The sequence below is a fragment of the Acinetobacter sp. KB005 genome (assembly GCF_049949095.1).
Classification (GTDB): Bacteria; Pseudomonadota; Gammaproteobacteria; order Pseudomonadales; family Moraxellaceae; genus Acinetobacter; species Acinetobacter calcoaceticus.
Window position 1 is genome coordinate 2,164,275 of record NZ_CP188191.1, and the last position, 24,465, is coordinate 2,188,739.

Here is a 24,465-nt window from a genome sequence, read left to right on the forward strand (position 1 = left end):
GATCAGGCTTAATGTTCGTCGATAAAGGGTATCAAGAACATGAAGAATTTAACAAAGATTGTGAGTCGTAACAAAAGTTTCCGATATACGGCAAAGCCTTATTTGAACTTTTTGGTCAAAAAATTAAAGTCTGAAAAAGGCTTAAACTTAAGAGCTTTAATACTTTTTTACAATTTCAGAAAAGGAAATATTTATTTTTAAATTAATGCTTTAAACGCATATTGTTTGGTTCTATATGTTTGTTGTACCAGTTGAAACGTTTCGAACATACATTTGTAGTCATAGCTTAGCTATATTGCTCAAAGAATGCGTCAAAACTTCAAGAATAACAAACGATAAAGATGCCTTATTAACGAGTAAGTTGAGTTGGAGATAGTGAATGACTACAGCAATGCAGAACAGAGCTAAACAACTTAAAAATGCAAAACGTGGAGGGTATGTCCCAACAATTGCAAAAGACGTAAACAAATTTAAGGTACAAAAAATAAAAAGGGCACTTGAAGAGGCGAAGCAAATTGCAAGTGAGCTTGAAGATGAAGCATTCGAATTCGACGATCAAGTCTCGATGCAAAAAGCGATAGGTGCAATCACCGTGATTGAGTTGATTGAACAAGCCTTAAACAGTGCACACTAACCAGCTTTAGCACACAAACATTCTTTCTTGGGCCTTGAGATTAAGCGGGTCAAGGTAAGTTCGTCTTGCAATTTAGCGCCGCATTAAAGCGTTAGTGTTTTTTATTGACTGTAATAAAGAAAACTAAGGGTATTTATAAAACCTGAAAAACAACAAGCTGGTCATGGTGATGGATTTTCAAGTTTTACCCTTTAAAGCAGGACAAGATGATGAAAACAGTTCCAATAAATGGATTAGCCACATTTTTAAATTTTTACAGCATTGCAATTATGGTGGCTTTAGCAGTCAGCTTAGTTGTCGCAGTCGTGTTAATGATGCGTTTCCCTCGCTCACCGCAAGAATGGATTGTTGGGCTGATCTGCACAGTAGTTTCAAGCTTAACAGGTGGCTCATTTATTATCATGAAATGGAATTTACAAGAATGGGTGTTGGATATTTGGGGAATGATCACACTTTGTGGATTCTTCTTCATTTGCGGTTTGCCTGGTTGGGCTATTGTGAGATGGATATTTAACTTCATCAATAAACAAGAAGGTAAAACGATTGTGGAAGTTATGAAAGACTTAAAAAAAGCAAAAGATGATCTGCAAAATAGCTAAAAACAGTTTCAATGATATAGGTAAAATAAAATGAATATCGACCAATACTTAGAAGCAATCATAAACAGAGAAGGTGGGTATGTTAACCATCCATCAGATCATGGACATGCCACTAAATTTGGTATTACAGAAGCAGTGGCTCGATCACAAGGCTATCAAGGCAATATGCAAGATTTACCATTAGCTGTGGCCAAATCTATTTATAAGAAACAATATTGGTTTGAACCCCAATTTGACCAGATCAATGAGATTAACCCAGCTATTGCAGAAGAGTTATTTGATACAGGTGTCAATTGTGGTGTCAATTTTGCAAAACCCTTGTTGCAGCGTGCTTTAAATTTGCTGAATAAGCAGGGAAAAGAAGGCTGGTCAGATCTTGCTTTAGATGGCCAGTATGGGCCTCTCACTTTCCAAGCTCTTAGGAGTTATTTGAACAGGCGTAATAAAGAAGGAGAAACAGTATTAGTACGTGTTTTAAATATTATGCAAGGGCAGCACTATATCCAAATTACAGAGCAGAACCCAAATTATGAAGACTTCTTTTATGGTTGGATCTTAAACAGGGTATCGTTGTAAAAATTGTAATTAGATAAAAATATGCTGAATCATCGAAATGCTTTAAAAGTCTAAACATGAGTTAAGGCTTTTAAAGCATAATTCTTAAAGCAATGATTTATTGTGCGATGAGTAAAATTGCAAGAAGAAAGAAAATAGCCCCACTGATTTTATTGAGTATAGAAAAATTATTTCCAGCCAACATCTTTTCTTTAAAAATTGAAGAGAAATTTGCATAGACTAGATGAATTAAAAAACCAATCAAACAAAAGGTTAAAGATAGAATTAAAAACTGATTTAAAATTTCTTTCTTTATATCGATAAATTGAGGGAAAAGAGCAATAAAAAATACGATTGTTTTAGGGTTAAGCAAAGATGCGAGTAGACCCTGATAAAATAGTTTAGATTTACTGACATTTTTATCGCTTTGCTGATCTGTGATTAAATCTTGCGATGGAATTTTTTTGCTAAAGTTTTTATATCCGAGATACATTAAATAAAATGCACCAATAAATTTTAAAACCGTAAAAATAGTAGGGTTACTCGTAATAATAAGACCTACACCACTGGCGGAAATTACAGCAATTACAAACATACCAATAATTAAGCCGCTAATACCGAATAAAGCGGTTTTAACACCATAATTGATTGAATTTGTGACAGTAAATAAAACACCGGGGCCGGGGCTTAATAGGGTAAGAAATGCAATTGTTATAAAAACTAAAAGACCGCTCACGCTGATATATCCTATTTATCAATTGAGACAAAATTATGCGATTACTTTAAATGAGAAAATAATTTATGTATACAGAAGGTTATGTATATTTAAAATAAATAAATTAAATATTAAAATTTGAGAGTTTCGAAATAAAATATGCATTTATATAAATAGATAAGGTATTTAAAAGCATAGCCGTTATTGCAACATAAACATACAACCCCGACAAGTAGGCGTGTTAGTATGCTAAGTCTATACCTCAAGAAATATACAGTATGACGAAAAAAGAACGGCAGTTTAAATCTGGCGAATTTCGATTTTCCTTTTTATCGTTTAAATATTGGGGTCTATGGGTTTTAGCTTTTATTCTGATGTTATTTGCGATGTTACCTTGGGCTATTCAATGGCGTCTCGCCGATTTTCTTTCAAAAATAGCATGGAAATCTTTAGGTTCAAGAAGAAAAACAACACTACGTAATTTAGAAGCATGCTTTCCTGAAAAAACACCTATGCAAATTGAAGTGAAAGCCAAACAGGTTTTTGTTGATACTTTAACGGGTGTATTTGAGGCTTTAAATGCTTGGTATAGTCCAAACTGGTTTAAAAACCGTGTTCACATAGATGGATTAGAGAATTTAACCAACAATCAGGAAAATGGCGTACTTTTACTAGGCACTCATAGCACCCTTTTAGATGCAGGCGGAGCCGCGTGTACCTTATTTTTTAATATGGACGTGGTTTACCGACCTCAAAACAATCCCTTTTTAGATTTTCTGATTCATCGTAGCCGCGCAAGAGTGTATAAAAACCAGATTGCTCGAGATAACATGCGTGGACTTATCCAAAACCTTAAACATGGTCATGCGATATGGTATAGCCCAGATCAGGATTTTGGCTTAAAGCAAGGTGTAATGGCATCATTTTTCGGGGTGCAGGCAGCTACTGTCACAGCCCACCGCAGGCTTATGGATATCTCAAAAGCAGCAGCAGTGCCTTTATACTTTTACAGAAGTGGCAATATTAGAAATCCTCAATATCATGTTCTCGTTGAACCCAAATTAGAGAATTTTCCAAGTGGATGTGAAGTTAGTGATGCTGAAAGAGTAAATAAAATTATTGAGAATCAAATTCGCATCGCACCAACGCAATACATGTGGTTCCATCGACGTTTTAAGACACGCCCTGCGGGTGAAAAGAAATTTTATTGATGGTCTTATGGGGAAATAACAAAGGTACTCCTTTCGATTAAAATGAAACAAAATTTGACTTTTAATTGAAAGGAATTTTAATTAAATCAATATGAAAGATGAGAGGGAAGAGGTATAGAATTTTTCTTGCTTTAATTATTTTGAATATCGATTGCAAATGCTTCTGAAGCGTGTATTATCGAGCATAACTAACAAAATATTCTTGTCATCATAAATTTCTATTTGCGCAGTTTTATTTATAATCCTTCGGTTTTTTCAGATATTTAAGTTTCGACGTCTATTTTTTAGTTAAATTGGTTTCCCCAATAATAAGTTATAATATTTTAAGATTTAGGATATAACATATGTCTACTACTACTGGTACAGTAAAATGGTTCAATGAAACTAAAGGCTTTGGTTTTATTGTGACTGATGAAGGTAAAGATATTTTTGCTCATTTTACCGATATTCAAACACCTGGTTTTAAAGTTCTCCTGGAAGGTCAACGTGTTGAGTTTACTGTAGTGCAGGGTAAAAAAGGCCCACAAGCTTCAAATATTGTGATTCTTCAAAACTCATAAATAAATAGAGCATTTAATTGATTTAAATATATTATTTAAATAAAATATATTTGAGTTTAAAGCGTTTTGTTAGAGTTAAAAAAGCCCACTTTATATTTTGTGGGTTTTTTATAAGTTTTGATTCAACTTATATTTAAAAAAAGAAGTATAAAAATACTCTTATAAAAGGTTTTAAAAATTTTATGTTATAACATAACTAATTAGGTGTATGGTATTAAAATGGATATTTGTATCGGCGGTATTTTTGACGGTCAAAAAATAGAAAACAATAATGATTTCTTTAAGGTTGAAGAGCATTATTCAGACAATAGTTCTAAATATATTAAACAGCACTTCCACTTGTTTGGACAAATTTTTACTTTTTGGGTTTGTGAAGATGTTGATTTAACCCAAGCCATGAGCAAAGCTGAGAGAATTTTAAAGAATAAAAAAGAAACTAATTAGCTGCTTTTTTAATTAATAAATATGAGTTGTGAATATTGTTGATTGATAAAAGCATTAGCAATTGTTTCATGGAAGGGTAGAGTCTTTCATTCATCATTTTTTTGTTTAGAAAACCTAACAATTTCATACTCTTTATAAGCTATTAAAATAGTGTACAATTTTATAATGATAATTACAGACTTTAACAATTTCTGTGTGGAATTTGCTATAAATAGTTATACATTAGGCTTAAGCTAAAGTTGTTTTATTTATTGCGCAAATAAAACGAAACCCACTTTAATATAGTTTATTTGAGTGGGTTCTTTATTAAGATAGCCTTTCATTAACTCAATACTTATAATTAAATTATAGATAATATTAATTACTATAATACCCCTAAGAAAGGAAAATATTTTAAATGTTAAATGAAGTACAACCTCATATTTGTTTTGTTGGTAGTAGTAATTTGGCGTTAGCATTAATAGGAGGCTTAGTTTTAAAAGGGTTCAAAAAAGAAAAGATCCATCTTATTGAAGAGAAAAAAAATAACGATGAAAATATGTTAAAGCAAAAGGAAAAGGAAAATGGTTTAAAAAAAGCAGATATTGTTATTTTATTATTGGAACCTAAAAACTTAAAAGAAACGCTTGAACCATTTAAAAAGTATTTAGCACGTAAAGTTATTATTTCTATGATGGCAGGGGTTGATATTGCAAAATTATCAACGATTACTGGCTCAAAAAAAATTGTTCGTGTAATTTCAAATCCACCTGTGCTTACGCATACGGGTACTCACGTACTCATTGCTTCTGAGCAAATGGACCAGCTCGATAAAGATGTCATCGAAATGCTGTACTCTGCAACGGGGCAGACTTTCTGGGCAGCTTCGGAAACACAAACTGATGCAATTATTGCATTATCTGGTTCAGGGCCGGCTTACTTTTTTTATATTTTAGATAGCATGATTAAGACGGGCGTTTCATTAGGGCTCGACAAACAGTTTGCCTTAGATTTAGCACTTCAAGCCGCTGCTGGTGCAGTTGAAATGATCCGTAAAACTAATGTCCCACCTGCGGATTTATGTGGAAAGGTCACTTTAGCCAACGGAATTACCGAATCTGCTTTACGCATGTTCGATTTAGGCAATGTATCTGATGATATACGTTTAGCCATGAAAGCCGCATATCATCGTAGCAAAGAAATTACTTCAGAAATTATTTCTGAGGTTGGTTAACTCGTATTTAACAAACTAGGCCTTTAAAAGGTATTCCCAAATAATGAAACCTAAGCCAAACCCAATAAAAGAGTAGAGAGTAATAATAAAGAATACAAAACTGGCCTTATTTTTTTTCTTCAAAATGTTCATGGCGATGCCTCTAATTCAGATTAATTTTATTATGGAGATGAGGAGGCTGTAATCATAGATACAGAATTTTTTAAAAAAAATATAACAGAGTCTAAATCTGTTATGGTCTAAACCGCTTAACTTAATAAAAATTTTAGAATCAATATTTTAAGTCGATGTGCTATAGGCGCTACATCTTTTATTCAATTAACATTAAATCGGCTGTATTGGCAGATTTAAGAGGGCGTAGGGCAAAGGTTGAGCGTGTGTGTCGAATGCCTTTAATTGAATAGAGTTTTTTTCGTAAAAAACGTTCGTAATGCTCCGCATCTTTTACGGCTACTTTGACCAAATAATCATAGTCACCTGTAACCAGATGAGCTTCTACAACTTCAGGTATATCTGCTAATGCTTCGCTGAAATTCTCTAACATTTCATCATCATGGCGCTCTAAAGTAATTTCTATAAAAAATACCTCATGAATGCCGATCGCTTTAGGGTTTACGTTTACCGTATATCCTTCAATAATTTTTAAAGTTTCCAGACGTTTTAGTCGTGTCCAGCATGGAGAAGATGAAAGACCCACTTCTTCAGCTAATTGAGCAACGGTTAAACGGCCATTCCCGCGTAAAGCAGATAAAATTTTCCGATCTATGCGATCTAGTGTGTATTCTGTTCTGTTCAAAATATAAACCAAAGAAGAATCTTCTGATAAAATTAAATATACTTTATTTTTATGCTGCCATCATTTAAAAAAAGCAAAAAATACAGGAAACATTTTGAGCTAAAGGTACATACACTATTTCTATGCATTGAACCTTTCTGGATAGGGGTTGTGATGGAGCAAAGAGCACTGTTTCAGTAAGGGTGACTAAACAGTGCTCTTTGCGGATTTCTTATAAATTTTAAATCTATTTTTAAAGAATAAAATTCTCTAATTTATTAATTGCTGTTTCTAGCTGATCATAATGGTTAATTTTTTTATCTGCTAAAGGAGAGTAGATAGAAGGATCTGGGTGGAAAAAGATAGTTTTCATTCCAGCTTTGTGAGCACCTTCAATATCGGCTTTAGGGTTATCACCTACAAAAATGCATTCATTAGGAATGTAGCCAAGCTCTTTACACGCATACTCAAATATTCGTCTATCTGGTTTCCGTATGCCTATGGCCTCTGAAACGATAATTGTAGAAAAAAACTCGTTGATACCCAGTGCATAAAAGTTATTTTCTTGAAACGGGGATTTGCCATTAGAAACTAAGCCTAATTTATATCCTTTGTTGTAAAGATTTTGAATTGTTTCAGGAACTCTTTCAAATGAAGAGGAAAACTTATTAAAGTCATTAACGTAGGATTCAAGTAATGTCTCGACGTTAAAAGATTTGATATTAAAATCTTCTAGTAATTGGGAATAAACCAAGTCTTTCCAAACACTTCCATTGTTATCTAATTCAATAAATCTGGCGATAAAATCTTGCTTATTCTGTTGTGGCACTAGTTGAAAAAAGTTTACTTGCCATTCGATAAATTTTATTAATGAGGTATTTCTGTCAAGTAGAGTTTGATCTAAATCAAATAAAATAGCTTTTTGCATTTTCTGCTTTTATAAAATTTTTAGATAAAGCCAGTATAGCTGTCTATTGAATTTAAGGATTTTAAAATTTTGTGATTACTGTGTATTAAAACAAATTAAATAATAACTTTTATTTATCAATTGAAGAAAAACTAATCATTATTTTTTATCTAACTTTTCCTTTATGGTGATTTCATTGCAAAGTAGGAAGCAAGGTTATGATCACCCAGCACGATATAAATCAAAAACAATATCAAAATAAGTCCCTCGACTATTTGAATAGCCAAGCTCATTCTGAAGGAATTGAATTTAATAAATTTATTAATGAAATTCATAAAATTGAAAATGCTGTTGTTCTTGATTTAGGCTGTGGTGGAGGCCATGTCTCTTATAATGTTGCTCCGCATGCAGACCTTGTTTTTGCTTACGATTTATCTCATGAAATGTTAGACACTGTGTCTAAGACTGCCAGCCAACGCAAATTAAAAAACATCTTTGTGCAGCAGGGCATTGCTGAAGACATGCCTTTTAGTGACCATCAGTTTGATGTAGTCATTAGCCGATATTCAGCTCATCACTGGCAGCATGTTCCTAGTGCAATGAAAGAGGTCAACCGCGTTCTTAAGCCCGATGGCATTGTTATTTTTGTAGACATTATTAGTTCTAGCTCGCCGATATTAGACACGTTTTTACAGACGATCGAAACTATTCGAGACCCGAGTCATGTACGAAACTATAGTGTGAAAGAATGGGTCTATTTTATCGAAGATGCGGGCTTTGATTTAGTGGGCTTAGATAAACAAACGCTTTCATTGGACTTTGATAGTTGGGTAAAGCGTATGAAAACCCCTGAAGATCAAATTAAAACTTTACGCTATTTGCAGGAAGGTTCATCTGACCTTGTTAAGAAGTATTTCAAAATTCAAAATGACGGTAGCTTTGAAAGCCATGTGGGTTATTTTGTCTTTAAGAAATTAGGGTTTTAAAGTGGTGTACTGAGTAAGAGTTTTAGTCGATAAGAAATGAATGAAATATCACTAAAACTCTTTTCTTGAATAGCTTGGATTATATTAAAAATAGGTATAAAACAAATCTAATATCATTTATTTGATAAAACTTAATCACACAATTTTTATAAGGAGATTAAGTATTCAAAAGAGAAGGGGATTTATTTAATTTCCTTTTTATTAATAGACACTTATAAATAATTATTATTTAATACGCCCGCAACATTACCACTAATACTTTTAATAACTTTGTCGGGGAAATAATGCGTAATTTTTTAGTAACAGTTTTTACTTTATTAGTAGGAACATCAATCTATGCTGCTCAAGAACCTCAAAGCCTTGTAGGGCAAACACACTGCGAGAAAACAGTTGAACTACATGGTTTTTTAAGCCGTGCTCAACTTGATTGTAATTATCACTATTCTTCACAAGAATTAATTCATGAAGCCGAAAAATGTACTAAGCATGAGCTAGGTGATAAATACGGTAAAGAAGTCATGAGATTAGGTATGGACCAATTTGAAGCACGCAAGAGAGGAGATATGAAAGGCCACTTATGTGGTACGGTTTTAAAAGAGTTTCCAAACTATATTAAAAAATAAAATAAGGTTTTAAAAAACCTCTTCTAGCAGGCCGATAAAATGGATTTAATTATTCATTTTATCGGTGTATCACGACATAAAATTTACCAGTTGAACCAGAAAACACACTCTAATAAGCAGTCTAATATAAAAACTCATCTAATTCTGGATCTATCAATGATCATCTTTAGTTCGGATCTGTCGTTGAGATAATAAAGACAAACTCATCGAACGAGAAACGGATCAATTAACCGCGTTGGGCATAGAGGATGAGATAAATTATTTTAAATTTGTTTGAACTACATTTATAGCTGATGAAAGGTCACGAACAGAAATAACCTTTCTAGAGAGTTGAGTATTACTACTCAAAAATTTTTCTAAGCGTTTATCAAAACGATGTGAAAACTGAATCAGCTCGATTGTATTTTTTAGAGTTTCTTTGGGTCTTTTACCTGTAACTACAGACTTTAGATAACGTTGCAGGAGCCTTATTGTTCTTAAATAAAAAGGTACTTCCATCTTTAAAATTAAAGAGCATTCAAGAAGTAGCGGAAGTAAACGTTTATCGTAAGCTCCCTCTACAATCCAACTATCTTGTAAGATGATTTGTTTAATACCAAATGAGATAGTTTCTTCGGAATTCTTTACAAATTCAGTTCCACTTAAATCCCAGTAGATCTCATCAAATGCATGAGTAGATATCTTTAATTCTTCAGCTAATTTCTTGGCGATAGTTGTTTTACCAGCACCAGAAGGGCCTACAATACAAATTTTCATGGTTTATCTTTTTTGAATAGTGCTTGAGTAGAAATTTTATAAATAGAAACTAGACTAAAGTTCATAAGTTACTCATCTGTTTTTATGAAAGCTTAATAATTTATTTTGTACAATAAATACTCAATTATAATTCCAACTTGAAGGAAATAAACTCATGAAAAAACTTTTATTCATTTGTCTAATCGGTTTGGCAGTGACACAGGTTAATGCTCATTCTGGGGGGACAAACTCTAAAGGATGTCATACGAATAGTAAAACTGGAGACCATCACTGTCATTAAGTAAATTTATAAAAGAGTAAGCTGTTTTTGCGGTTTGCTCTTTTAAATATTCTAATCTTCTTTGAATAATAAGAGGCAAAAGATGGAAATGATACTTGGGGTATTTGGTTTATTGGTTTTATGGATAATACTGGCTAAAAGACATAAAAAACAAACTGTTATAACAGAAAGGCCAATAGAGTATTTGTTTGATATTGTTGGAGAACAGTCTTATCAAGCTAATTTAAGAAAGATTGCTGGACCTAAACAAGAAAGATCAAAATATGTAGAAGTGATGGCTAGAGTAGTTTCTGAACCTTTTAATGCTTATGATAAGAACGCTGTAAAAATTGAAATTAATGGTTTAACAGTTGGTTATTTAAGTAGGGATGATGCTAAATTATTAGCTGGTAAAGTGATAAATCAGACGGTACCAGCTTTAATTAATGGTGGCTGGCTTGATGACAATAGTGAAGGAAGTTATGGTGTAAAACTCGGTATTCAAAGTCTTAACGAATTAATATAGTCGAGTACATTTTTAAGTTTTACTCATATTTAAAAGTTTCAAAAAAACTAAATCTTCTGTATTGGATTAATAAACCCTTTTACTAAAATTATTTTAAAGCTTTATTTCTATCCAATATCACATTGACACCTAAAACCCCTCCGATTATGCTTTGCGTGCTGGCCTACATCGCCAGTCAGCTTTTGACAGAGTTGGTACAAAAGGCGCACAACAACGTTTCGTTTTGTGCGTTCTCTTAAGTCACGCCTTTATGGTGAGGCTAGGAGGGGCACGCTTGCGTGCGCTGGTTTCCTTTTGTACCAGTCTGTCAACCCTTCTAGTCTTGCCACCATTATTTGACAGTAATTGGTAAGACTCTTCTAAATCAAAAGGAGTCGCTCATGAGTACTATTTCTTCTTTATTGGCTTTTGCCAAAATCTCTCTAGCAATACCGCCTAAATGGTCTTTAAAACGGTTTAGTCGACTCTAGGTTTTCTACGCCTTAAGAATCGTTACGACTCAAAAATCATAGCAACAATAAAACCTGAGATAGCTTAGGCACATTTTTGTGCTGCTTATTCATGCCTGTTTTTAGCACTCATTTTAAGAGTGACGGCATTTCTATCTCTTTTAGATACAACAAAAAATTATTTAAACGGTATTTCTATGCCAAATTTAGAATCTTCATTTAGAGCACTCAGAGTGCTTTACACCGCAAAAGACTTATTTAATCAATTTGGCTTTCATAAGGTCGGGGTCGACCAAATTATTGCAGAAGCCAAAGTTGCCAAAGCTACTTTTTACAACGACTTTCACTCAAAAGCACGGCTCATCGAGATGTGTCTCACTTTTCAAAAAGACGCGCTAAAAGACAAGGTATTTTCAATTTCTAATTCTTACCGTGAACAAATGGTGCTCGATAAACTTAAGGAGATTTATTTTCTACATGCCGACTTAAATGGCTTTTATCATTTGCCCTTTAAAGCAATTTTTGAAATTGAAAAGCTCTATCCGGTTGCCTATAAAGTCGTAGTTGATTATAGAAACTGGTTTGTTGGTGAAATTCATAAGTTGCTTTTAACCTTAAAATCTACTGCTTCACTCCAAGATGCTTACATGTTTTTATTTATGATTGATGGAGCAATGGTCCAGCTTTTAGGCGAAAATGGGGTAGATGAAAGCGCACGGCTGTTGGATTATTTCTTTTTAAACTTTGCCTAACTAAATGAAAGTTAAATAACAAAAAGCCTCCAAACAAGGAGGCTTTTTCTTTGAAAGAAATAAGCGCTTAGTTTAATGTCGCAGGTTTTGTAGAATGGGTCATTTGTTCAAAATATTGAACCGCAGGTGAACGAGCCATATAAGCCAAAGCTTGTTCAGTGTCACCTTCATGAATTGGGTTAAATTTTGGAGAAACCCATCTTAATGTTGCTTTCCATAAATATTTAATGGTCGGTAGGTTGTCTGAGCGAGTAGCCGTTTTTTCAAATTCACGAATGAAATTAAAGAAGCCACGACGCATCAATTTTTGAATGTCTTCGTGCTCTAAATCTTGCTTACCTAGACTACGTGCAAAATCAGCAAGGAAGTAAATAAACAGTGGGAAAATAGCCGCCATAATGACTTGGCGCGACACATAAAAACCCAACTTGTTTGTTAAAAGGTGCTGAAATAAATCGTAAGCAACACAGCGGTGTTCAACTTCTTCGGCAAGGTGCCAACGGAATAAATCTGCCATTGCAGGGTCAGCGCTATCCCAAGACTTGCTATCAAGTGTCCACTGACCAATAGTTCCGGTAAAGTGCTCAATTGCAGCAATAACACCTACTCGGAAAAGTAACCAATATTCTTCAAGTTTTTTGCCTTTTACAAGCGGCAGACCAAAGGGTTTATCGCCCAATAAAATATTAAAAACAAAATGCGCACGGTTGAGTGGATCTTGAATGTCATAGCCATTTTCACGTAAAAAGTCTTGAGCTTTTTCATGGGCACGTGCATGCGCTGCTTCTTGGCGGACAAAGCCTACTACTTCTTGTTTCAATGTTTCATCGGTAATGTAGGGAAGGGTTTTATTAAACACTCGACAGAACCAGAACTCGCCAGCCGGTAAAAGCATATTGATACCATTTGCTACATGTGAGCATAACGGATCATTCGGCATCCAGCAGACAGATGACTCCGCGAAATCAAAATATACTTTTCGAGCTTTAAGCTGATGATTCCCTGTGATCATATACGTCACCCTATTCATAATTATTCATTTAATGCGAATGCACAATTTTTAGCATTAAGTAAAATCGATCACCATGTGCTTAAGGGACAAAAACATCTTACAAAAGGCTTATAGAGATAAAAAAGGTCTAAGTAAGAGGTTCGGTCAATAAAAAAGGCTCCTTTATTAAAAGGAGCCTTCATTTTTATAATCTAGGCTTTAAATTCTTTAAGCCTATTCATTTTTTATAAGCTAAAACTTTTTATTATAAAGCTTACGGTAAGTAACTCGCCGTGCTTAAAAGCCTAGATTGCTTGCCATTGATCTTTAACTTCTTCTGAATTTTTATTGAGTATGACTTGGTTTTCTTTTACTTCCCCAATCCACGCAGTAGGAATGAGATGATGTTGACCACTTTCGTCTCGAGTAAGCTTTAATTGATTTTCACCATCGAGATGGTCGACTGTTCCTACTTTAGTACCACAAGAAGCAATAACATCTGCGTGTTTTTGAATGTCAGTAATATTTAAAGTATTCATTTTAGACCTCTTCTTTGAAAATAGAAAAACGGTAGAAACTAAATTACTTTAAATAATGAGCTAAATGTTGAATTTTTAATAAACCTTACAGGATCGGTTTATAAACTCACTTAATGAATATATTTGAGTAACAATGAAATAATTAGATATAAAACTAATAATAATTATCTTTTTATTACAATTAATGTGTTTATTTAAGCAGAAGTCTTTAGGTGAGGTTAGTTTATTTTTATAAGTATTTGTTTTTAGTTAATATTGTGGTATTTTATTGTGTCGCGAATATTTATGTGATTGATAGGAGGTGACTTTTTAAATAACCACAAATGACTCAAAACATAACTTCTCCTAATATCGAAATATTCTTTAAATTTTGTGGATCATATTTAATTTTTATTATGCTACCGACTTTATATTGATCGTGATTTTGTTTAGCAATAAGCACCTTTAGATTTTCAGTCATAATTTGACCTTGCTCAGCTTGGAATTTTAATTTTATGTGACATAAAGGGCGATATTGAACTTTGACGAGAGAATCTTGAAAATACACAACTTCGGCAGAGGTAATGATTCCTCGTTTATAAATTAAAAATTTATGAACCAGACTTTTAAGAAAAAAGGTCCAAGCAATATAGATAAAGAATAAGGTGAACCAGATTAATCCAATAAAAGTCAAAAAGTCAGAAAATTTCACTCACTAGAACCAAAATTATTCGTTTAACACATTATTCTAAATGAACCGATTCATTCGATCTACGTTATATAAACGATCTAAAACATAAGTAGCTAAGACATCATAGTTAAGCGTCAAAAATCATGAGATTCGTAATTAAATTTGGGCTGGGTATATAACTTAGTTGTTGTATTTATGACTACATATGTAAACAAGTCTTATTATCAAATGCTTTAACCCTTAAAATTCTAGAAAATAAAGTTTTAAGGGGTATGAGTTTGGATTTTTTAAATTTTTTTCGTGATATTCGGGTTGAGCTAAGCCACTATCCTTGGCTTGAGATGTTTGTTTCACTCACGATTTTGATTTTATTTGCAGCAATAGCAAATTTTATTGCTAAACGCATTATTGTTCGGGGCGTTCGTCACTTAGTCACAAAGTTCAAATCACCCAATCAATCTATTTTTGCCCAACATAGTGTCATAAAGAAATTTGCAAATATTGTTCCAGCTGTTGTGATTATGAACGGTATTGCAACAGTTCCTCATCTAACGCCGAAGTTTATTACTTTTGTCGAAATGGGGGCGCAAGCATTTATTTTTCTTACACTCGCGCTTACAGTCAGCGAGCTGTTAAATATCTTTAACCTCATTTATCAACGTAATCCAAAATCTAGAAACAAGCCGATTAAAGGTTACTTACAACTTGTTAAATTAATTTTATTCGTTGTGTGTGGCCTTATGATTTTGGGCACATTCCTTAAAAAGGATGTGTTCACTTTACTTGCAGGTTTTGGTGCGATGGCAGCAGTATTAATGCTGGTTTTCCAAAACACCATTTTGTCTTTAGTGGCGAGTGTACAAATTGCCTCTTATGACATGGTGCGAATTGGAGATTGGATTGAGATGCCCTCATTGAATGCGGATGGTGATGTGATCGATATTTCACTACATACAGTGACTGTTCAAAATTTTGATAAAACCTACACCACCATTCCAACCAATAAGCTCGTTACAGATACTTTTAAAAACTGGCGTGGCATGAGCAATGCGGGTTGCCGTCGTATGAAGCGTTCACTCTTTCTTGATCAAAGTAGTGTTCATTTTATGACTGATGAAGAGCAACAAAAGCTCAAAGAATTTTTATTATTAGATCAATATCTTGATGCAAAGAATTCTGAAATTGAAGAATTCAATAAACATTTAAGCAATCAATCTCGTTATAACAAACGCCGTTTAACCAATATCGGTACATTTAGAGCCTATGTTGAATTTTATTTGCGCCAACATAAGGGGATTGCTCAAAATCAAACGATTATGGTTCGCCAATTACAGCCGACCAGCCAAGGTTTGCCGTTAGAAATTTATGCATTTAGCAATACAACTGCATGGGTTTCCTATGAAGCAATTCAATCAGACATTTTTGATCATTTAATTGCGATTCTTCCTGAATTTGGTTTACGTGTTTACCAAGCGCCTTCGGGGCATGATTTACAAAGATTAACGTCAGAGATTAATCCAAGTTAAGTCTTTATCTCTAGATAACAGGTCTTAAACTACTTTGGAAAAGCTCCCATATGGGGGCTTTCTTTCAATATTGAACTCGAATCCTTCACTGTAGATTATCCAGCAAACCAAATGTTCTGATGATCACACATTGGGCTTAAATGTTTAATGCGTAGGTTATCTTGCTCAAAGTCACCAATGCCTCCAGCAATATCTAATTTGCTGCCTAGAGCGATATGCTTGCCTTTATAACTCAAAGATTCTTTTTCAGAATCCCAATGAGCCGTATGTTCTGGAAAGATAATGAGTATATCGTTCACATAAAGACACTCTTGTTTTAACTGCAATATTCCTTTTAAGCGTGCTGATGCAGAAACGCCATTAAACTGATAAACAGGGAGTTTTACAGCACTTGTATTTTCGTTCGCTTCTTGCCGCTGACATCCCGTAAGGAGTACCAACAGAACTGTGCAAATCAATTTATTATTAATACCCAATTTTATTCCTTTAGGGACTTCCATATATTTTTGATAGTAATGGACTAACGTTGCATATCAACATTTAGGTTGTTAGAGAAGATTTCATCTTATTATATTTTACTAATTCATATATTGTTATCTTTTTCGTCTGTGTTTTTGGGCAAGATATGACGTGTCATCCACCAAAATAATAGCGCCAACAGACTCACACCTGCACCGAGTGCACACACTCCAAGCCATCCAGCATAGGCGTAAGTAGCGGTTGTACTGATCGCACCCAGTCCACTACCAATTGCATAAAACAGCATGTATAGACCAACAAGGCGGCTATGAGCTTCTGGGCGAGTACGAAAAATCATACTCTGATTGGTCACATGTAAAGCTTGTCCGCCCAAGTCTAGCAATACTATGCCAATCACCAATGCCCAGAGCGAGTACGCCATGAGTGAAAGTGGACCCCAAGCAAGCAGTAATATTACGAGTGCCGCCAAGCTTGTACGTTGGGCATATCCGCGGTCGGCCCACTGTCCAGCACGTGCAGCAGCCAGAGCACCAACAACTCCGACAAGACCAAAAGATCCAATAATCGTATGTGAAAAATTATAAGGTGGCTCACTCAATGGCAATACTAGTGCGCTCCAAAAAATATTGAATGCCGCGAACATGAGTAAAGCTAAGACACAGCGCACTTGAAGTACTTTTTCTTGGTGCAGCAGTTTTAACATAGAAGCCAGAAGCTGTGGGTAGCGCATTGAAACGGGCTGAACTTTTAAATGAGGAAGTCGTCTCCAGAGGGGTAAAGCAATCATGAGCATGATTACAGCTGCACAAAAGTACACGCCACGCCAACCCGCTACATCACTGATTCCTCCTGAAAATACTCGGGCAAGCAGTAAACCAATGAACACACCACTTTGTGCAGTGCCAACTACATGTCCTTGCTCATGTGGGAGAGCAGCACTCGCAGCATAAGCGATAAGCCCTTGTGTCATGGCTGTACCCAGTAAACCCACTACAAGCATTCCTGCCAAAAGAACAACAACAGAATGAGCAAATGCAACAACTAGCAATGCAGATACTAGAGCCAGTAACTGTATAGCCATTAATCGACGTCGATTTACAAGATCGCCCAACGGCACCAGAAACACGAGGGCCAGTGCACAACCAATTTGCGTGGCTGTAACTACACCACCGATGGCGGCATGGCTAATGTTAAAGTCCGTAGCCAATATGTCGAGTAAGGGCTGTGCATAATAGACATTTGCTACGCTTGCACCACTTGTAATAGCAAACAGCAATATGACGCCACGAGGCATGCTCGAAAGCGGTCTATTGTTTTCTGTGGGTGAAGTTGAAGATGCAAGAGAGGCTTTCATAATCCTAAATCCATTCAATCTGGTTTTAAAATGAAACTAGTTGAATGTTAGATTGACTAGTTTTAAAATGCAACTAGATATTTTATTCCTGATTATTTTTAAGGAAATCTGATGGCGAACTCTACAGCTTTAAAAGAAGAACCTTGTCCTGTTGCACGCTGTGTCAATCTGATTGGAGACCGTTGGTCACTGCTTATTGTGCGTGATGCTTTTGATGGAATGCGCCGTTTTGGAGACTTCCAGCGGAGTCTGGGAGTTGCGCGAAATATTCTTTCTGATCGACTGAAAAAGTTAGTTGATGCAGACGTTCTTGAAATGCAAGATGCTTCGGATGGTACGGCTTATCAAGAGTATGTGTTGACCGCTAAAGGGGAGAGTTTGTTTCCAGTGGTTGTGGCTCTACGACAATGGGGTGAGCACAACTTATTTGAAAGTGGTGAGCGTCATTCTCTTTTAATTGATAAAAATACAGGCCAGAAAATTCCATTTATGGCGCCAGTCGCGGCAGATGGAACAGTGCTGAGAGCTTCTAATACTCAAGTGCAAAAGGTGAAATAAAAGAAGAGAAAACAAAAATAACCTTTTTTAACTTAAATTTGGGCAGATTAGTTGGTACCCTTGCGCGTCAAATTAAGGTGAGACTATGAGATTTATATTCCTCTTTATCAGCGCAATTTCTATTCCATGTTATGCAGCATCAGAAGCAATGCAGCTTCATTACTGCGAAACTGTAAAAAAAGCAGCAAGTGGCGTGATGGATGCTAGACAACATGAGGTGCCAGCTAAAGAGTTGCATGACATAGCGAATCATCTTGAAGAGGAACAAGCCAAACAAATTTATCAAGAGCTTATCAAATCTGCATATTCTTCAAAATTATTTGAAGACCCTCTCATTAAATCAAAAGCTGTCGAGAACTTCCAAACCACGTGGCATGAACAATGTTTGGCAAAAGATTTAGCTAAAAATATTTGAGAGGGTTAGGGCAGAATAGCTAACTTCTAGGCTACTTGGCTTTAAGAAGTGATAAGTGAAAAGGACAATTCTCTTTAAAAATTGATTTGGTATAGGTGTCTTGTGGTTTGACTAAGAAGAGGGTTTTGACTCATACTTATATCGCTGTTATGCAAAGCACCCAGAAGTTCGAAGGTCGGGGTGCTTTTTTGTAATTATAAATAGGGGGGTATTTCGATAGCTATGATTCTAGAATATAAAAAATTATCGAAAGTCTTTAATAGTAATATCTTAAATGATATTACTAAGGGGGATTTTTCATATATTCAGGAAATAGCAGAAAATTTCTTCCCATCTCAAGAGAATGAATTATCATTAAGAGAAATCTATGATTTATCGTTTCAGATTCTTAGTAAACAATACCCAAATGAGTATGTATTTAAAAATTTCATTGCCAATAAAATATTTCTAGGAAAACATTCTTTAAATACGGCGACGATGTTATCGGAGTTTCATGTTGGGATGAATAAAGCCGATTGCGTAATTTTAAATGGAAAATCAATTTGTTATGAAATAAAAACTGATTATGACTCATTGGTAAGGCTTGAGGATCAGCTAAACTCTTATCAACAGTTATTTGATGAAATTTATATTGTTTGCGCTAAAAAATATGAAAATACTATTTTAAATGAGTTTCCACAAAATGTTGGGGTAATAACCTTGACTTCGAGAAATACACTAAAAATATTACGTAAAGCATCTCAAAGGGAAAAATCATTAAATAGAGATTTGTTGATTGGCTCTATGCGACAAAATGAGTATAAATTATTAGCAGAAGAGATAATTGGTGAAAAAATTTCTTTACCGAATATGTTAATGTTTGAAAAGTGTGCTTCAATCATTCATACATATAAAGATGAAGAGGAGTTAAATAAAAAATATATTAAAATTTTAAAGAAAAGCAGAAAAAATAATGGTATGTTTATTGAACACTTACCAAATAGTTTAACTAATGCCGCAATAAGTTATAAGTTTAGTAAGCAAGAATTACAAACCTTAATTAAATATTTTAATGATATGGGGTCAATAAAATGTACTATCCAATCCTCAGAGGAAAACAAAATGAACTTTTAGCTTTACGGGAGTTAGTTGAAGCTAATGTATTAGGTAACTATACGCCGATTATTGAACCTGTTAAAAATAATTTTTCTTCTTTAATTAAAGCTATTGAAGAATTAAATAAAAAAGGCATAGAACCTGTAGTTATAGTCAATCCAGATAAAGGAGACTTCAAAAAAAGTAATCCCATACTTAGTTATAAAAATATTCAAAATGAAAAAGGTGATCTTTCATTCTTACCATGTATTAATTATCAAGATCCTAGAGCTGCGGATATCATTAAAGGATTATCCAGATATTCTATTATATCAAATGGAGCATCTCAGGAATTAGTTCAGGCTTCTCATACTGCAGAGAAAACTATAATTAAAGCAGATGTATCACCAGTCATACTTGAAGAAATGAAAAATGTCATTTTGTTTGATGATTTTTTTCAATCTCAAGATAAAAATGCTAATTATCCATCTGAGTCAAAATTTACAGGAATTCATACATATTATAAAAAATCGCCCAATGTTATTGGTTTTGGAGATTATACGATTACAGGCTCTGAATTCACTGAAAGTGGTGGACCCGCCTATGTTGTTGCAATCCATTTATCGTACATTGATGAAAAACGTTATCATGAAAAATATATAAGGCATTATTTATCATTTGACGATAAAACATCTAAGAAAGGTCCAGATAAGTTCAGGCATGCATTAAATATTTTAATTAATGAAGTAAATAGTAAACAATTTAGTTTTATTGAGAGTAATGGAATTGCTGGGTTCCGTGATTTAAATCATAGACAACATTTTCCCGGATTAGGTCAAGTCAAGAAATTATCTATAATGCATCATATTGAAACATTTAATGATTTTTTATATCGATAGAAGATAAATTGTTTGTATAAAATTTTTCTATCAAAAATATTACTATTATGTGGATTAAAAAGGGACTTTTAAATAAATTTTCTTTTTTTCACTGGAGATACGTTAATTTAGTCAAAAAATCTTTAGCATGCTGAGGGGCTAAATATTATATATGGGGTGTAAAAAGGCATTGTCTCAAAACTAGTGACTTTATAATTTATTATCTCTACCAATGAACTATATATAACTAATCTCATACTGAAATTGATATATGAGATTTAGACAACAAAGAGGGTGGTGTTGCCGCAGAATATAAAGAAAGAGTTTCTTTTATATAATTTCGACTAGTCAAACCTAACCAATAGACATAAAAAAACCACCTAATTCTTTTGAATTAAGTGGTTTTTAAATTTTGGAGCGGGAAACGAGACTCGAACTCGCGACCCCAACCGTAGTAAGGTTCTAATAAATATTAAATAACAATAGGTTATGTTTGAATGGTGTCGAATAAACTTTTACAATTAAAGCTGAGTTATTTGGCAATTTGAAGAGTAATTAGTTTGACAATTACCACATAAAAGAAAAAGTGCATTCCAATTTATGAAATGCACTTTTAATAAATCCCTATGTTATCCAGCAATCCAAATAGTCGTATGATCACATAAAGGGCTTAAATTTTTAATTCGCTGACTATCTCGCTCAAACCGACCAAAACCCCCAGTTAAATCTAATTCTTCACCTAAAGCAATTTTCTTATCTTTATAAGTTAAAGTTTGATTTTTAGCATCCCATTCTGCATATCCTTCAGGGAAAATAATTAGAATATCATTTACATATAGACATTCTTGTTTTAGCTGTAACGGCCCTCTTAATCGTGCAGAGGCGAAAACGCCATTAGATTGATAACTAGGTATTTCCACATGGCTATTTCCGACCCTCGATTCTTGTGGCTGACAAGCGACCAAAAGTATATTAATAGCGGAACAAATCATTTTTTTATAAATATCCAAGTTCACACCTATATGTGAGTTAAATACACTTTGATATTAATCGAGGGGGATCATCCCCAAACAATTAATTTGTTAGGGAAGTGTACCTCCGTCTTAATTCTTCCGTCTTGTCCTTTGTTGAAAGAATGCAGCCCGTCAAATTTGATTAAAGATAATTATTAGAAGAGGTGGGAGCAATCTAACTTTTTTAGCGAACTAATAGACAATAAAAAGACCACCTAATTCTTTCGAATTAAGTGGTCTTTAAATTTTGGAGCGGGAAACGAGACTCGAACTCGCGACCCCAACCTTGGCAAGGTTATGCTCTACCAACTGAGCTATTCCCGCAATGTGAGCACATTATAGAGTGTTTCACTGAAGTGTCAACACTCTTGTGATTTAATTGAACATTTAATCAGCACGACGCCAAACTGTACCTTGACGCGTATCCTCTAATACAACACCTTGGTCGAGCAAAGACTGGCGAATACCATCTGCTTTAGCAAAGTCTTTTGCTTTTTTCGCATCAACACGTTGTTGAATAAAATCTTCAATTTCAGCATCAGACAAAGCAAGCGCTTCTTGTCCAATATCTGATTTTAAGAAAGCATCTACATTGTGTTGTACCAAACCTAAAATGTTGGTGAGGTGACGTAATGTTGAATAAAGCACAGTCGCTTGGTCAGCTTGCTCTTCTTTTACAGCACGGTTTAACTCTTTGTTGAGTTCAAACAATACAGCCATAGCTTCGGCAGTGTTGAAGTCATCACACATTGCATTGTTAAAACGCTCAATAAAGCTTTGATCAAGCGTTTCAGTTGTCGTTTGACCATACACTTGTTGATAAGCTTTAAATGAATGATAGAAGCGAGTTAAAGAAGTTTTTGCTTCTTTCAATGCCACATCAGAGAAGTTCACAGGACTACGATAGTGCGAAGACACAATAAAGTAGCGAATCACTTCAGGGTGGAATTTCTCCATCACATCACGAATAGTAAAGAAGTTGCCTAAAGACTTAGACATCTTTTCACCATCAACGTTAATGAAGCCAACATGCATCCAGTAGTTCACATATTGTTCACCAGTTGACGCTTCACTTTGAGCAATTTCATTTTCATGATGTGGGAACATTAAATCTGAACCACCACCATGAATATCAAAGTGATTACCTAAGCAGCAAGTCGACATCGCAGAACATTCAATGTGCCAGCCCGGACGACCATTACCCCAAGGTGACGCCCACGATGGTTCATTTTCTTTGGCATGTTTCCAAAGTACAAAGTCAAACGGATGTTTCTTTTCAACTTCTACGTCAACACGCTCACTCGCACCAGCTTGCATATCATCAAGCTTACGACCAGAGAGGCGACCATATTTTTCAAATTTAGTGACTTCAAAATAAACATCGCCGTTTGAAGCAGGGTAAGCAGAACCTTTATTGACCAGATTGCCAATCATGTTTTGCATCTGATCAATATATTCGGTCGCTTTAGGTGCTTCATCGGGTGCGGCACAGCCTAGATTTGCCGCATCTTCATTCATTGCATCAATGAAACGAGTGGTGAGCTGTTGAATGGTTTCACCATTTTCATTCGCACGTTTAATGATTTTGTCGTCAATGTCGGTAATGTTGCGAATATAGCGAACACTCCAGCCTTGACTACGTAAGAAACGTATAATGTAGTCAAATGCAACCATAACTCGAGCATGCCCGATATGACAGTAATCGTAAACGGTCATACCGCAGACGTACATATCGATGTGACCTTCTTTGCGAGGTACAAATTCAACTTTTTTTCGTTGCTCAGAGTTATATAAAACAAACGGTTGCATAAGGGTTTTCAAACACTCAACAAAAACAGTGTTACATCATAACTGATGCATCATTTTTCACAAAGTTTTATACAAGAATTTTATAAGCTTGTGAAATCTTATACATTTAAAAACGTGTAAATGATTGAGTTATGTTAGAATGCCCCCAAATCTTTTGATTAAAATCACCGATCTTCACAAGAGATCAGATCAATTATTTTGAGTCAAACTCGTATGCCCAATCCTACAGATTTTCAAAGCAGCGCATTAGCAACATTGCGTATTGAGCAGCAAGCCTTAGACGTGCTAGCAACACAAATTAATGACAGTTTTAGTCAGGCTTGTGAAATATTGTTACAGTGTAAAGGCCGTGTTGTGATTACTGGCATGGGTAAGTCAGGGCATATTGGCCGTAAAATGGCTGCGACTTTTGCTTCAACTGGTACACCTTCTTTCTTTATGCATCCGGGCGAAGCTGGGCATGGTGATTTGGGTATGCTGGTTCGCGGTGACGTTTTAATTGCGATTTCCAATTCTGGAAAAAGTGATGAAATCATGATGTTGATGCCACTCATCAAACATCTTGGTGTACCTCTTATTACGATTAGCCGTACTGATAAAGGGCCAATGCCTCAAAATGCCGACATCGCTTTAACCTTAGGCGAGTCTGATGAAGCATGCCCACTCGGATTAGCTCCGACATCGAGCACAACAGCGACTTTAGTATTGGGTGATGCACTGGCTGTTGCTTTACTTGAAGCACGTGGTTTTACTGCAGATGATTTTGCGCGTTCGCATCCCGCAGGAGCATTGGGTAAGCGTTTACTTTTACATGTAAAGCATCTGATGCATACAGGCGATGAATTGCCAAAAGTTTCACCAGACACACCAATGAATCAAGTGCTTTACGAAATTTCTAATAAGCGTTTAGGCTTGACCACGATTGTTGATGATGAGGAACATTTGCTTGGTATTTTCACCGATGGTGACTTGCGTCGTTTAATTGATAAACAGCAAGGTTTCGATGTGAATTTACCTGTTTCTGAAGTAATGACAAAAAAACCGTCAACTATTTCTCAAGAAGCACGTGCAGTAGAAGCTCTACAACAGCTTAACCTGAAAAAAATCAGTCAATTTGTTGTGGTTGATGACCAAAATAAAGTGATTGGTGTAATTAGTATGCATGACCTTATTCAGGCAGGGGTAAATTAATCA

General features: G+C 34.9%; 30 protein-coding genes and 1 tRNA gene. 18 read left to right on the forward strand and 13 right to left on the reverse strand.

Features of this window, described 5'->3' with window-relative positions:
• Positions 1 to 379 precede the first annotated feature (379 nt).
• From ACPF64_RS10355 to ACPF64_RS10365, 3 genes are all read left to right on the forward strand, one after another.
• Positions 380 to 634 carry a hypothetical protein gene (locus ACPF64_RS10355; protein ID WP_005048040.1) on the forward strand — a complete coding sequence of 85 codons (255 nt, stop codon included), beginning with the start codon at positions 380 to 382 and terminating at the stop codon, positions 632 to 634.
• Positions 635 to 843: 209 nt separating this feature from the next.
• Positions 844 to 1,233, forward strand: a complete 390-nt coding sequence (locus tag ACPF64_RS10360; protein WP_151744630.1) for a hypothetical protein — start codon at positions 844 to 846, stop codon at positions 1,231 to 1,233.
• A 30-nt stretch (positions 1,234 to 1,263) separates the two neighbouring features.
• Positions 1,264 to 1,809 carry a glycoside hydrolase family 108 protein gene (locus tag ACPF64_RS10365; protein WP_426453082.1) on the forward strand — a complete coding sequence of 182 codons (546 nt, stop codon included), beginning with the start codon at positions 1,264 to 1,266 and terminating at the stop codon, positions 1,807 to 1,809.
• A gap of 97 nt (positions 1,810 to 1,906) precedes the next feature.
• Here ACPF64_RS10365 and ACPF64_RS10370 read toward each other — a convergent pair whose 3' ends face one another.
• Positions 1,907 to 2,524, reverse strand: a complete 618-nt coding sequence (locus tag ACPF64_RS10370; protein WP_004642061.1) for a LysE family translocator — start codon at positions 2,522 to 2,524, stop codon at positions 1,907 to 1,909.
• A 257-nt stretch (positions 2,525 to 2,781) separates the two neighbouring features.
• On the opposite strand from ACPF64_RS10370, the gene ACPF64_RS10375 reads away from it, so the two are divergent.
• The 4 genes from ACPF64_RS10375 (at position 2,782) to ACPF64_RS10390 (ending at position 5,931) form a co-directional block, all read left to right on the forward strand.
• Positions 2,782 to 3,714, forward strand: coding sequence for a hypothetical protein (locus ACPF64_RS10375; RefSeq protein ID WP_005041842.1), 933 nt, complete (start codon positions 2,782 to 2,784; stop codon positions 3,712 to 3,714).
• 344 nt (positions 3,715 to 4,058) lie between these two features.
• On the forward strand, positions 4,059 to 4,274 hold the full coding sequence (locus tag ACPF64_RS10380; RefSeq protein ID WP_045435935.1) for a cold-shock protein: 216 nt from the start codon (positions 4,059 to 4,061) through the stop codon (positions 4,272 to 4,274).
• A gap of 219 nt (positions 4,275 to 4,493) precedes the next feature.
• On the forward strand, positions 4,494 to 4,718 hold the full coding sequence (locus tag ACPF64_RS10385) for a hypothetical protein (RefSeq protein WP_198078848.1): 225 nt from the start codon (positions 4,494 to 4,496) through the stop codon (positions 4,716 to 4,718).
• Positions 4,719 to 5,115: 397 nt separating this feature from the next.
• Complete coding sequence (locus ACPF64_RS10390) at positions 5,116 to 5,931, forward strand: pyrroline-5-carboxylate reductase family protein (protein ID WP_426453086.1); 816 nt, start codon at positions 5,116 to 5,118, stop codon at positions 5,929 to 5,931.
• A 15-nt stretch (positions 5,932 to 5,946) separates the two neighbouring features.
• Here ACPF64_RS10390 and ACPF64_RS10395 read toward each other — a convergent pair whose 3' ends face one another.
• From ACPF64_RS10395 to ACPF64_RS10405, 3 genes are all read right to left on the reverse strand, one after another.
• Complete coding sequence (locus tag ACPF64_RS10395) at positions 5,947 to 6,063, reverse strand: hypothetical protein (protein WP_426453088.1); 117 nt, start codon at positions 6,061 to 6,063, stop codon at positions 5,947 to 5,949.
• Between the two features lie 178 nt (positions 6,064 to 6,241).
• Positions 6,242 to 6,727: an Lrp/AsnC family transcriptional regulator gene (locus ACPF64_RS10400; RefSeq protein ID WP_034677787.1), complete on the reverse strand. Its 486-nt coding sequence runs from the start codon at positions 6,725 to 6,727 to the stop codon at positions 6,242 to 6,244.
• 232 nt (positions 6,728 to 6,959) lie between these two features.
• Positions 6,960 to 7,634 (reverse strand): HAD family hydrolase, encoded by a 675-nt coding sequence (locus tag ACPF64_RS10405; protein WP_426453091.1) that lies wholly within the window; start codon positions 7,632 to 7,634, stop codon positions 6,960 to 6,962.
• Positions 7,635 to 7,831: 197 nt separating this feature from the next.
• Between ACPF64_RS10405 and ACPF64_RS10410 the strand changes: the two genes are divergently transcribed.
• Together ACPF64_RS10410 and ACPF64_RS10415 are read left to right on the forward strand one after the other, a co-directional pair.
• On the forward strand, positions 7,832 to 8,599 hold the full coding sequence (locus tag ACPF64_RS10410; protein WP_426453093.1) for a class I SAM-dependent methyltransferase: 768 nt from the start codon (positions 7,832 to 7,834) through the stop codon (positions 8,597 to 8,599).
• 284 nt (positions 8,600 to 8,883) lie between these two features.
• Complete coding sequence (locus tag ACPF64_RS10415; protein ID WP_426453095.1) at positions 8,884 to 9,222, forward strand: hypothetical protein; 339 nt, start codon at positions 8,884 to 8,886, stop codon at positions 9,220 to 9,222.
• 258 nt (positions 9,223 to 9,480) lie between these two features.
• Here the strand turns inward: ACPF64_RS10415 and ACPF64_RS10420 are convergent, their stop codons facing one another.
• The gene (locus ACPF64_RS10420; RefSeq protein ID WP_426453097.1) at positions 9,481 to 9,978 is read right to left on the reverse strand and encodes an AAA family ATPase; all 498 of its coding nucleotides are present in this window, start codon (positions 9,976 to 9,978) and stop codon (positions 9,481 to 9,483) included.
• 154 nt (positions 9,979 to 10,132) lie between these two features.
• Here ACPF64_RS10420 and ACPF64_RS10425 point away from each other — a divergent pair, with 154 nt between their 5' ends.
• The 3 genes from ACPF64_RS10425 to ACPF64_RS10435 all read left to right on the forward strand — a co-directional run bounded on the left by ACPF64_RS10425 (position 10,133) and on the right by ACPF64_RS10435 (position 11,964).
• Positions 10,133 to 10,258: a YHYH domain-containing protein gene (locus ACPF64_RS10425; protein ID WP_005076872.1), complete on the forward strand. Its 126-nt coding sequence runs from the start codon at positions 10,133 to 10,135 to the stop codon at positions 10,256 to 10,258.
• 82 nt (positions 10,259 to 10,340) lie between these two features.
• Positions 10,341 to 10,763 carry a hypothetical protein gene (locus ACPF64_RS10430; RefSeq protein WP_426453100.1) on the forward strand — a complete coding sequence of 141 codons (423 nt, stop codon included), beginning with the start codon at positions 10,341 to 10,343 and terminating at the stop codon, positions 10,761 to 10,763.
• A gap of 646 nt (positions 10,764 to 11,409) precedes the next feature.
• The gene (locus tag ACPF64_RS10435; RefSeq protein WP_426453102.1) at positions 11,410 to 11,964 is read left to right on the forward strand and encodes a TetR/AcrR family transcriptional regulator; all 555 of its coding nucleotides are present in this window, start codon (positions 11,410 to 11,412) and stop codon (positions 11,962 to 11,964) included.
• 67 nt (positions 11,965 to 12,031) lie between these two features.
• Here ACPF64_RS10435 and ACPF64_RS10440 read toward each other — a convergent pair whose 3' ends face one another.
• From ACPF64_RS10440 to ACPF64_RS10450, 3 genes are all read right to left on the reverse strand, one after another.
• Positions 12,032 to 12,976: a metal-dependent hydrolase gene (locus ACPF64_RS10440; RefSeq protein ID WP_426453104.1), complete on the reverse strand. Its 945-nt coding sequence runs from the start codon at positions 12,974 to 12,976 to the stop codon at positions 12,032 to 12,034.
• Positions 12,977 to 13,260: 284 nt separating this feature from the next.
• Positions 13,261 to 13,494, reverse strand: coding sequence for a DUF2171 domain-containing protein (locus tag ACPF64_RS10445; RefSeq protein ID WP_005041820.1), 234 nt, complete (start codon positions 13,492 to 13,494; stop codon positions 13,261 to 13,263).
• A gap of 328 nt (positions 13,495 to 13,822) precedes the next feature.
• Positions 13,823 to 14,185 carry a DUF3592 domain-containing protein gene (locus tag ACPF64_RS10450; RefSeq protein ID WP_426453106.1) on the reverse strand — a complete coding sequence of 121 codons (363 nt, stop codon included), beginning with the start codon at positions 14,183 to 14,185 and terminating at the stop codon, positions 13,823 to 13,825.
• Positions 14,186 to 14,442: 257 nt separating this feature from the next.
• Here ACPF64_RS10450 and ACPF64_RS10455 point away from each other — a divergent pair, with 257 nt between their 5' ends.
• Positions 14,443 to 15,690 (forward strand): mechanosensitive ion channel family protein, encoded by a 1,248-nt coding sequence (locus ACPF64_RS10455; RefSeq protein WP_426453108.1) that lies wholly within the window; start codon positions 14,443 to 14,445, stop codon positions 15,688 to 15,690.
• 95 nt (positions 15,691 to 15,785) lie between these two features.
• Here the strand turns inward: ACPF64_RS10455 and ACPF64_RS10460 are convergent, their stop codons facing one another.
• Both ACPF64_RS10460 and ACPF64_RS10465 read right to left on the reverse strand, forming a co-directional pair.
• Positions 15,786 to 16,190, reverse strand: coding sequence for a hypothetical protein (locus ACPF64_RS10460; RefSeq protein WP_426453110.1), 405 nt, complete (start codon positions 16,188 to 16,190; stop codon positions 15,786 to 15,788).
• 83 nt (positions 16,191 to 16,273) lie between these two features.
• Positions 16,274 to 17,524 carry an MFS transporter gene (locus ACPF64_RS10465; RefSeq protein WP_426453112.1) on the reverse strand — a complete coding sequence of 417 codons (1,251 nt, stop codon included), beginning with the start codon at positions 17,522 to 17,524 and terminating at the stop codon, positions 16,274 to 16,276.
• A gap of 111 nt (positions 17,525 to 17,635) precedes the next feature.
• Between ACPF64_RS10465 and ACPF64_RS10470 the strand changes: the two genes are divergently transcribed.
• The 4 genes from ACPF64_RS10470 (at position 17,636) to ACPF64_RS10485 (ending at position 20,470) form a co-directional block, all read left to right on the forward strand.
• The gene (locus ACPF64_RS10470; protein ID WP_426453114.1) at positions 17,636 to 18,082 is read left to right on the forward strand and encodes a winged helix-turn-helix transcriptional regulator; all 447 of its coding nucleotides are present in this window, start codon (positions 17,636 to 17,638) and stop codon (positions 18,080 to 18,082) included.
• 85 nt (positions 18,083 to 18,167) lie between these two features.
• Positions 18,168 to 18,497, forward strand: a complete 330-nt coding sequence (locus ACPF64_RS10475; protein WP_003650820.1) for a hypothetical protein — start codon at positions 18,168 to 18,170, stop codon at positions 18,495 to 18,497.
• A 222-nt stretch (positions 18,498 to 18,719) separates the two neighbouring features.
• Positions 18,720 to 19,610, forward strand: a complete 891-nt coding sequence (locus tag ACPF64_RS10480; RefSeq protein ID WP_426453117.1) for a sce7726 family protein — start codon at positions 18,720 to 18,722, stop codon at positions 19,608 to 19,610.
• Complete coding sequence (locus ACPF64_RS10485; protein WP_426453119.1) at positions 19,568 to 20,470, forward strand: sce7725 family protein; 903 nt, start codon at positions 19,568 to 19,570, stop codon at positions 20,468 to 20,470. Before ACPF64_RS10480 ends, ACPF64_RS10485 begins: the two co-directional genes overlap by 43 nt.
• A 608-nt stretch (positions 20,471 to 21,078) precedes the next feature.
• Here the strand turns inward: ACPF64_RS10485 and ACPF64_RS10490 are convergent.
• The 3 genes from ACPF64_RS10490 to cysS form a co-directional block, all read right to left on the reverse strand.
• Positions 21,079 to 21,441: a hypothetical protein gene (locus tag ACPF64_RS10490; RefSeq protein WP_426456132.1), complete on the reverse strand. Its 363-nt coding sequence runs from the start codon at positions 21,439 to 21,441 to the stop codon at positions 21,079 to 21,081.
• Between the two features lie 269 nt (positions 21,442 to 21,710).
• Positions 21,711 to 21,786 (reverse strand) — tRNA-Gly (locus ACPF64_RS10495).
• 63 nt (positions 21,787 to 21,849) lie between these two features.
• Entirely contained in the window at positions 21,850 to 23,271 is a 1,422-nt protein-coding gene (gene cysS / locus ACPF64_RS10500; protein ID WP_426453121.1) for a cysteine--tRNA ligase, read from the reverse strand.
• Between the two features lie 213 nt (positions 23,272 to 23,484).
• Between cysS and ACPF64_RS10505 the strand changes: the two genes are divergently transcribed.
• On the forward strand, positions 23,485 to 24,462 hold the full coding sequence (locus tag ACPF64_RS10505; RefSeq protein WP_209830400.1) for a KpsF/GutQ family sugar-phosphate isomerase: 978 nt from the start codon (positions 23,485 to 23,487) through the stop codon (positions 24,460 to 24,462).
• Positions 24,463 to 24,465: the final 3 nt, after the last annotated feature.

What these genes read in the sequence shown, in the direction of transcription:
- ACPF64_RS10440 (WP_426453104.1), bottom strand. Translation starts at nt 12,976, where the DNA reads ATGATCACAGGGAATCATCAGCTTAAAGCTCGAAAAGTATATTTTGAT.
- ACPF64_RS10385 (WP_198078848.1), top strand. Translation starts at nt 4,494, where the DNA reads ATGGATATTTGTATCGGCGGTATTTTTGACGGTCAAAAAATAGAAAAC.
- ACPF64_RS10445 (WP_005041820.1), bottom strand. Translation starts at nt 13,494, where the DNA reads ATGAATACTTTAAATATTACTGACATTCAAAAACACGCAGATGTTATT.
- ACPF64_RS10430 (WP_426453100.1), top strand. Translation starts at nt 10,341, where the DNA reads ATGGAAATGATACTTGGGGTATTTGGTTTATTGGTTTTATGGATAATA.
- ACPF64_RS10355 (WP_005048040.1), top strand. Translation starts at nt 380, where the DNA reads ATGACTACAGCAATGCAGAACAGAGCTAAACAACTTAAAAATGCAAAA.
- ACPF64_RS10460 (WP_426453110.1), bottom strand. Translation starts at nt 16,190, where the DNA reads ATGGAAGTCCCTAAAGGAATAAAATTGGGTATTAATAATAAATTGATT.
- ACPF64_RS10365 (WP_426453082.1), top strand. Translation starts at nt 1,264, where the DNA reads ATGAATATCGACCAATACTTAGAAGCAATCATAAACAGAGAAGGTGGG.
- ACPF64_RS10505 (WP_209830400.1), top strand. Translation starts at nt 23,485, where the DNA reads ATGCCCAATCCTACAGATTTTCAAAGCAGCGCATTAGCAACATTGCGT.
- ACPF64_RS10375 (WP_005041842.1), top strand. Translation starts at nt 2,782, where the DNA reads ATGACGAAAAAAGAACGGCAGTTTAAATCTGGCGAATTTCGATTTTCC.
- ACPF64_RS10480 (WP_426453117.1), top strand. Translation starts at nt 18,720, where the DNA reads ATGATTCTAGAATATAAAAAATTATCGAAAGTCTTTAATAGTAATATC.
- ACPF64_RS10410 (WP_426453093.1), top strand. Translation starts at nt 7,832, where the DNA reads ATGATCACCCAGCACGATATAAATCAAAAACAATATCAAAATAAGTCC.
- ACPF64_RS10475 (WP_003650820.1), top strand. Translation starts at nt 18,168, where the DNA reads ATGAGATTTATATTCCTCTTTATCAGCGCAATTTCTATTCCATGTTAT.
- ACPF64_RS10360 (WP_151744630.1), top strand. Translation starts at nt 844, where the DNA reads ATGAAAACAGTTCCAATAAATGGATTAGCCACATTTTTAAATTTTTAC.
- ACPF64_RS10390 (WP_426453086.1), top strand. Translation starts at nt 5,116, where the DNA reads ATGTTAAATGAAGTACAACCTCATATTTGTTTTGTTGGTAGTAGTAAT.
- ACPF64_RS10395 (WP_426453088.1), bottom strand. Translation starts at nt 6,063, where the DNA reads ATGAACATTTTGAAGAAAAAAAATAAGGCCAGTTTTGTATTCTTTATT.
- ACPF64_RS10380 (WP_045435935.1), top strand. Translation starts at nt 4,059, where the DNA reads ATGTCTACTACTACTGGTACAGTAAAATGGTTCAATGAAACTAAAGGC.
- ACPF64_RS10405 (WP_426453091.1), bottom strand. Translation starts at nt 7,634, where the DNA reads ATGCAAAAAGCTATTTTATTTGATTTAGATCAAACTCTACTTGACAGA.
- ACPF64_RS10435 (WP_426453102.1), top strand. Translation starts at nt 11,410, where the DNA reads ATGCCAAATTTAGAATCTTCATTTAGAGCACTCAGAGTGCTTTACACC.
- ACPF64_RS10470 (WP_426453114.1), top strand. Translation starts at nt 17,636, where the DNA reads ATGGCGAACTCTACAGCTTTAAAAGAAGAACCTTGTCCTGTTGCACGC.
- ACPF64_RS10420 (WP_426453097.1), bottom strand. Translation starts at nt 9,978, where the DNA reads ATGAAAATTTGTATTGTAGGCCCTTCTGGTGCTGGTAAAACAACTATC.
- ACPF64_RS10490 (WP_426456132.1), bottom strand. Translation starts at nt 21,441, where the DNA reads ATGATTTGTTCCGCTATTAATATACTTTTGGTCGCTTGTCAGCCACAA.
- ACPF64_RS10485 (WP_426453119.1), top strand. Translation starts at nt 19,568, where the DNA reads ATGTACTATCCAATCCTCAGAGGAAAACAAAATGAACTTTTAGCTTTA.
- ACPF64_RS10425 (WP_005076872.1), top strand. Translation starts at nt 10,133, where the DNA reads ATGAAAAAACTTTTATTCATTTGTCTAATCGGTTTGGCAGTGACACAG.
- cysS (WP_426453121.1), bottom strand. Translation starts at nt 23,271, where the DNA reads ATGCAACCGTTTGTTTTATATAACTCTGAGCAACGAAAAAAAGTTGAA.
- ACPF64_RS10465 (WP_426453112.1), bottom strand. Translation starts at nt 17,524, where the DNA reads ATGAAAGCCTCTCTTGCATCTTCAACTTCACCCACAGAAAACAATAGA.
- ACPF64_RS10415 (WP_426453095.1), top strand. Translation starts at nt 8,884, where the DNA reads ATGCGTAATTTTTTAGTAACAGTTTTTACTTTATTAGTAGGAACATCA.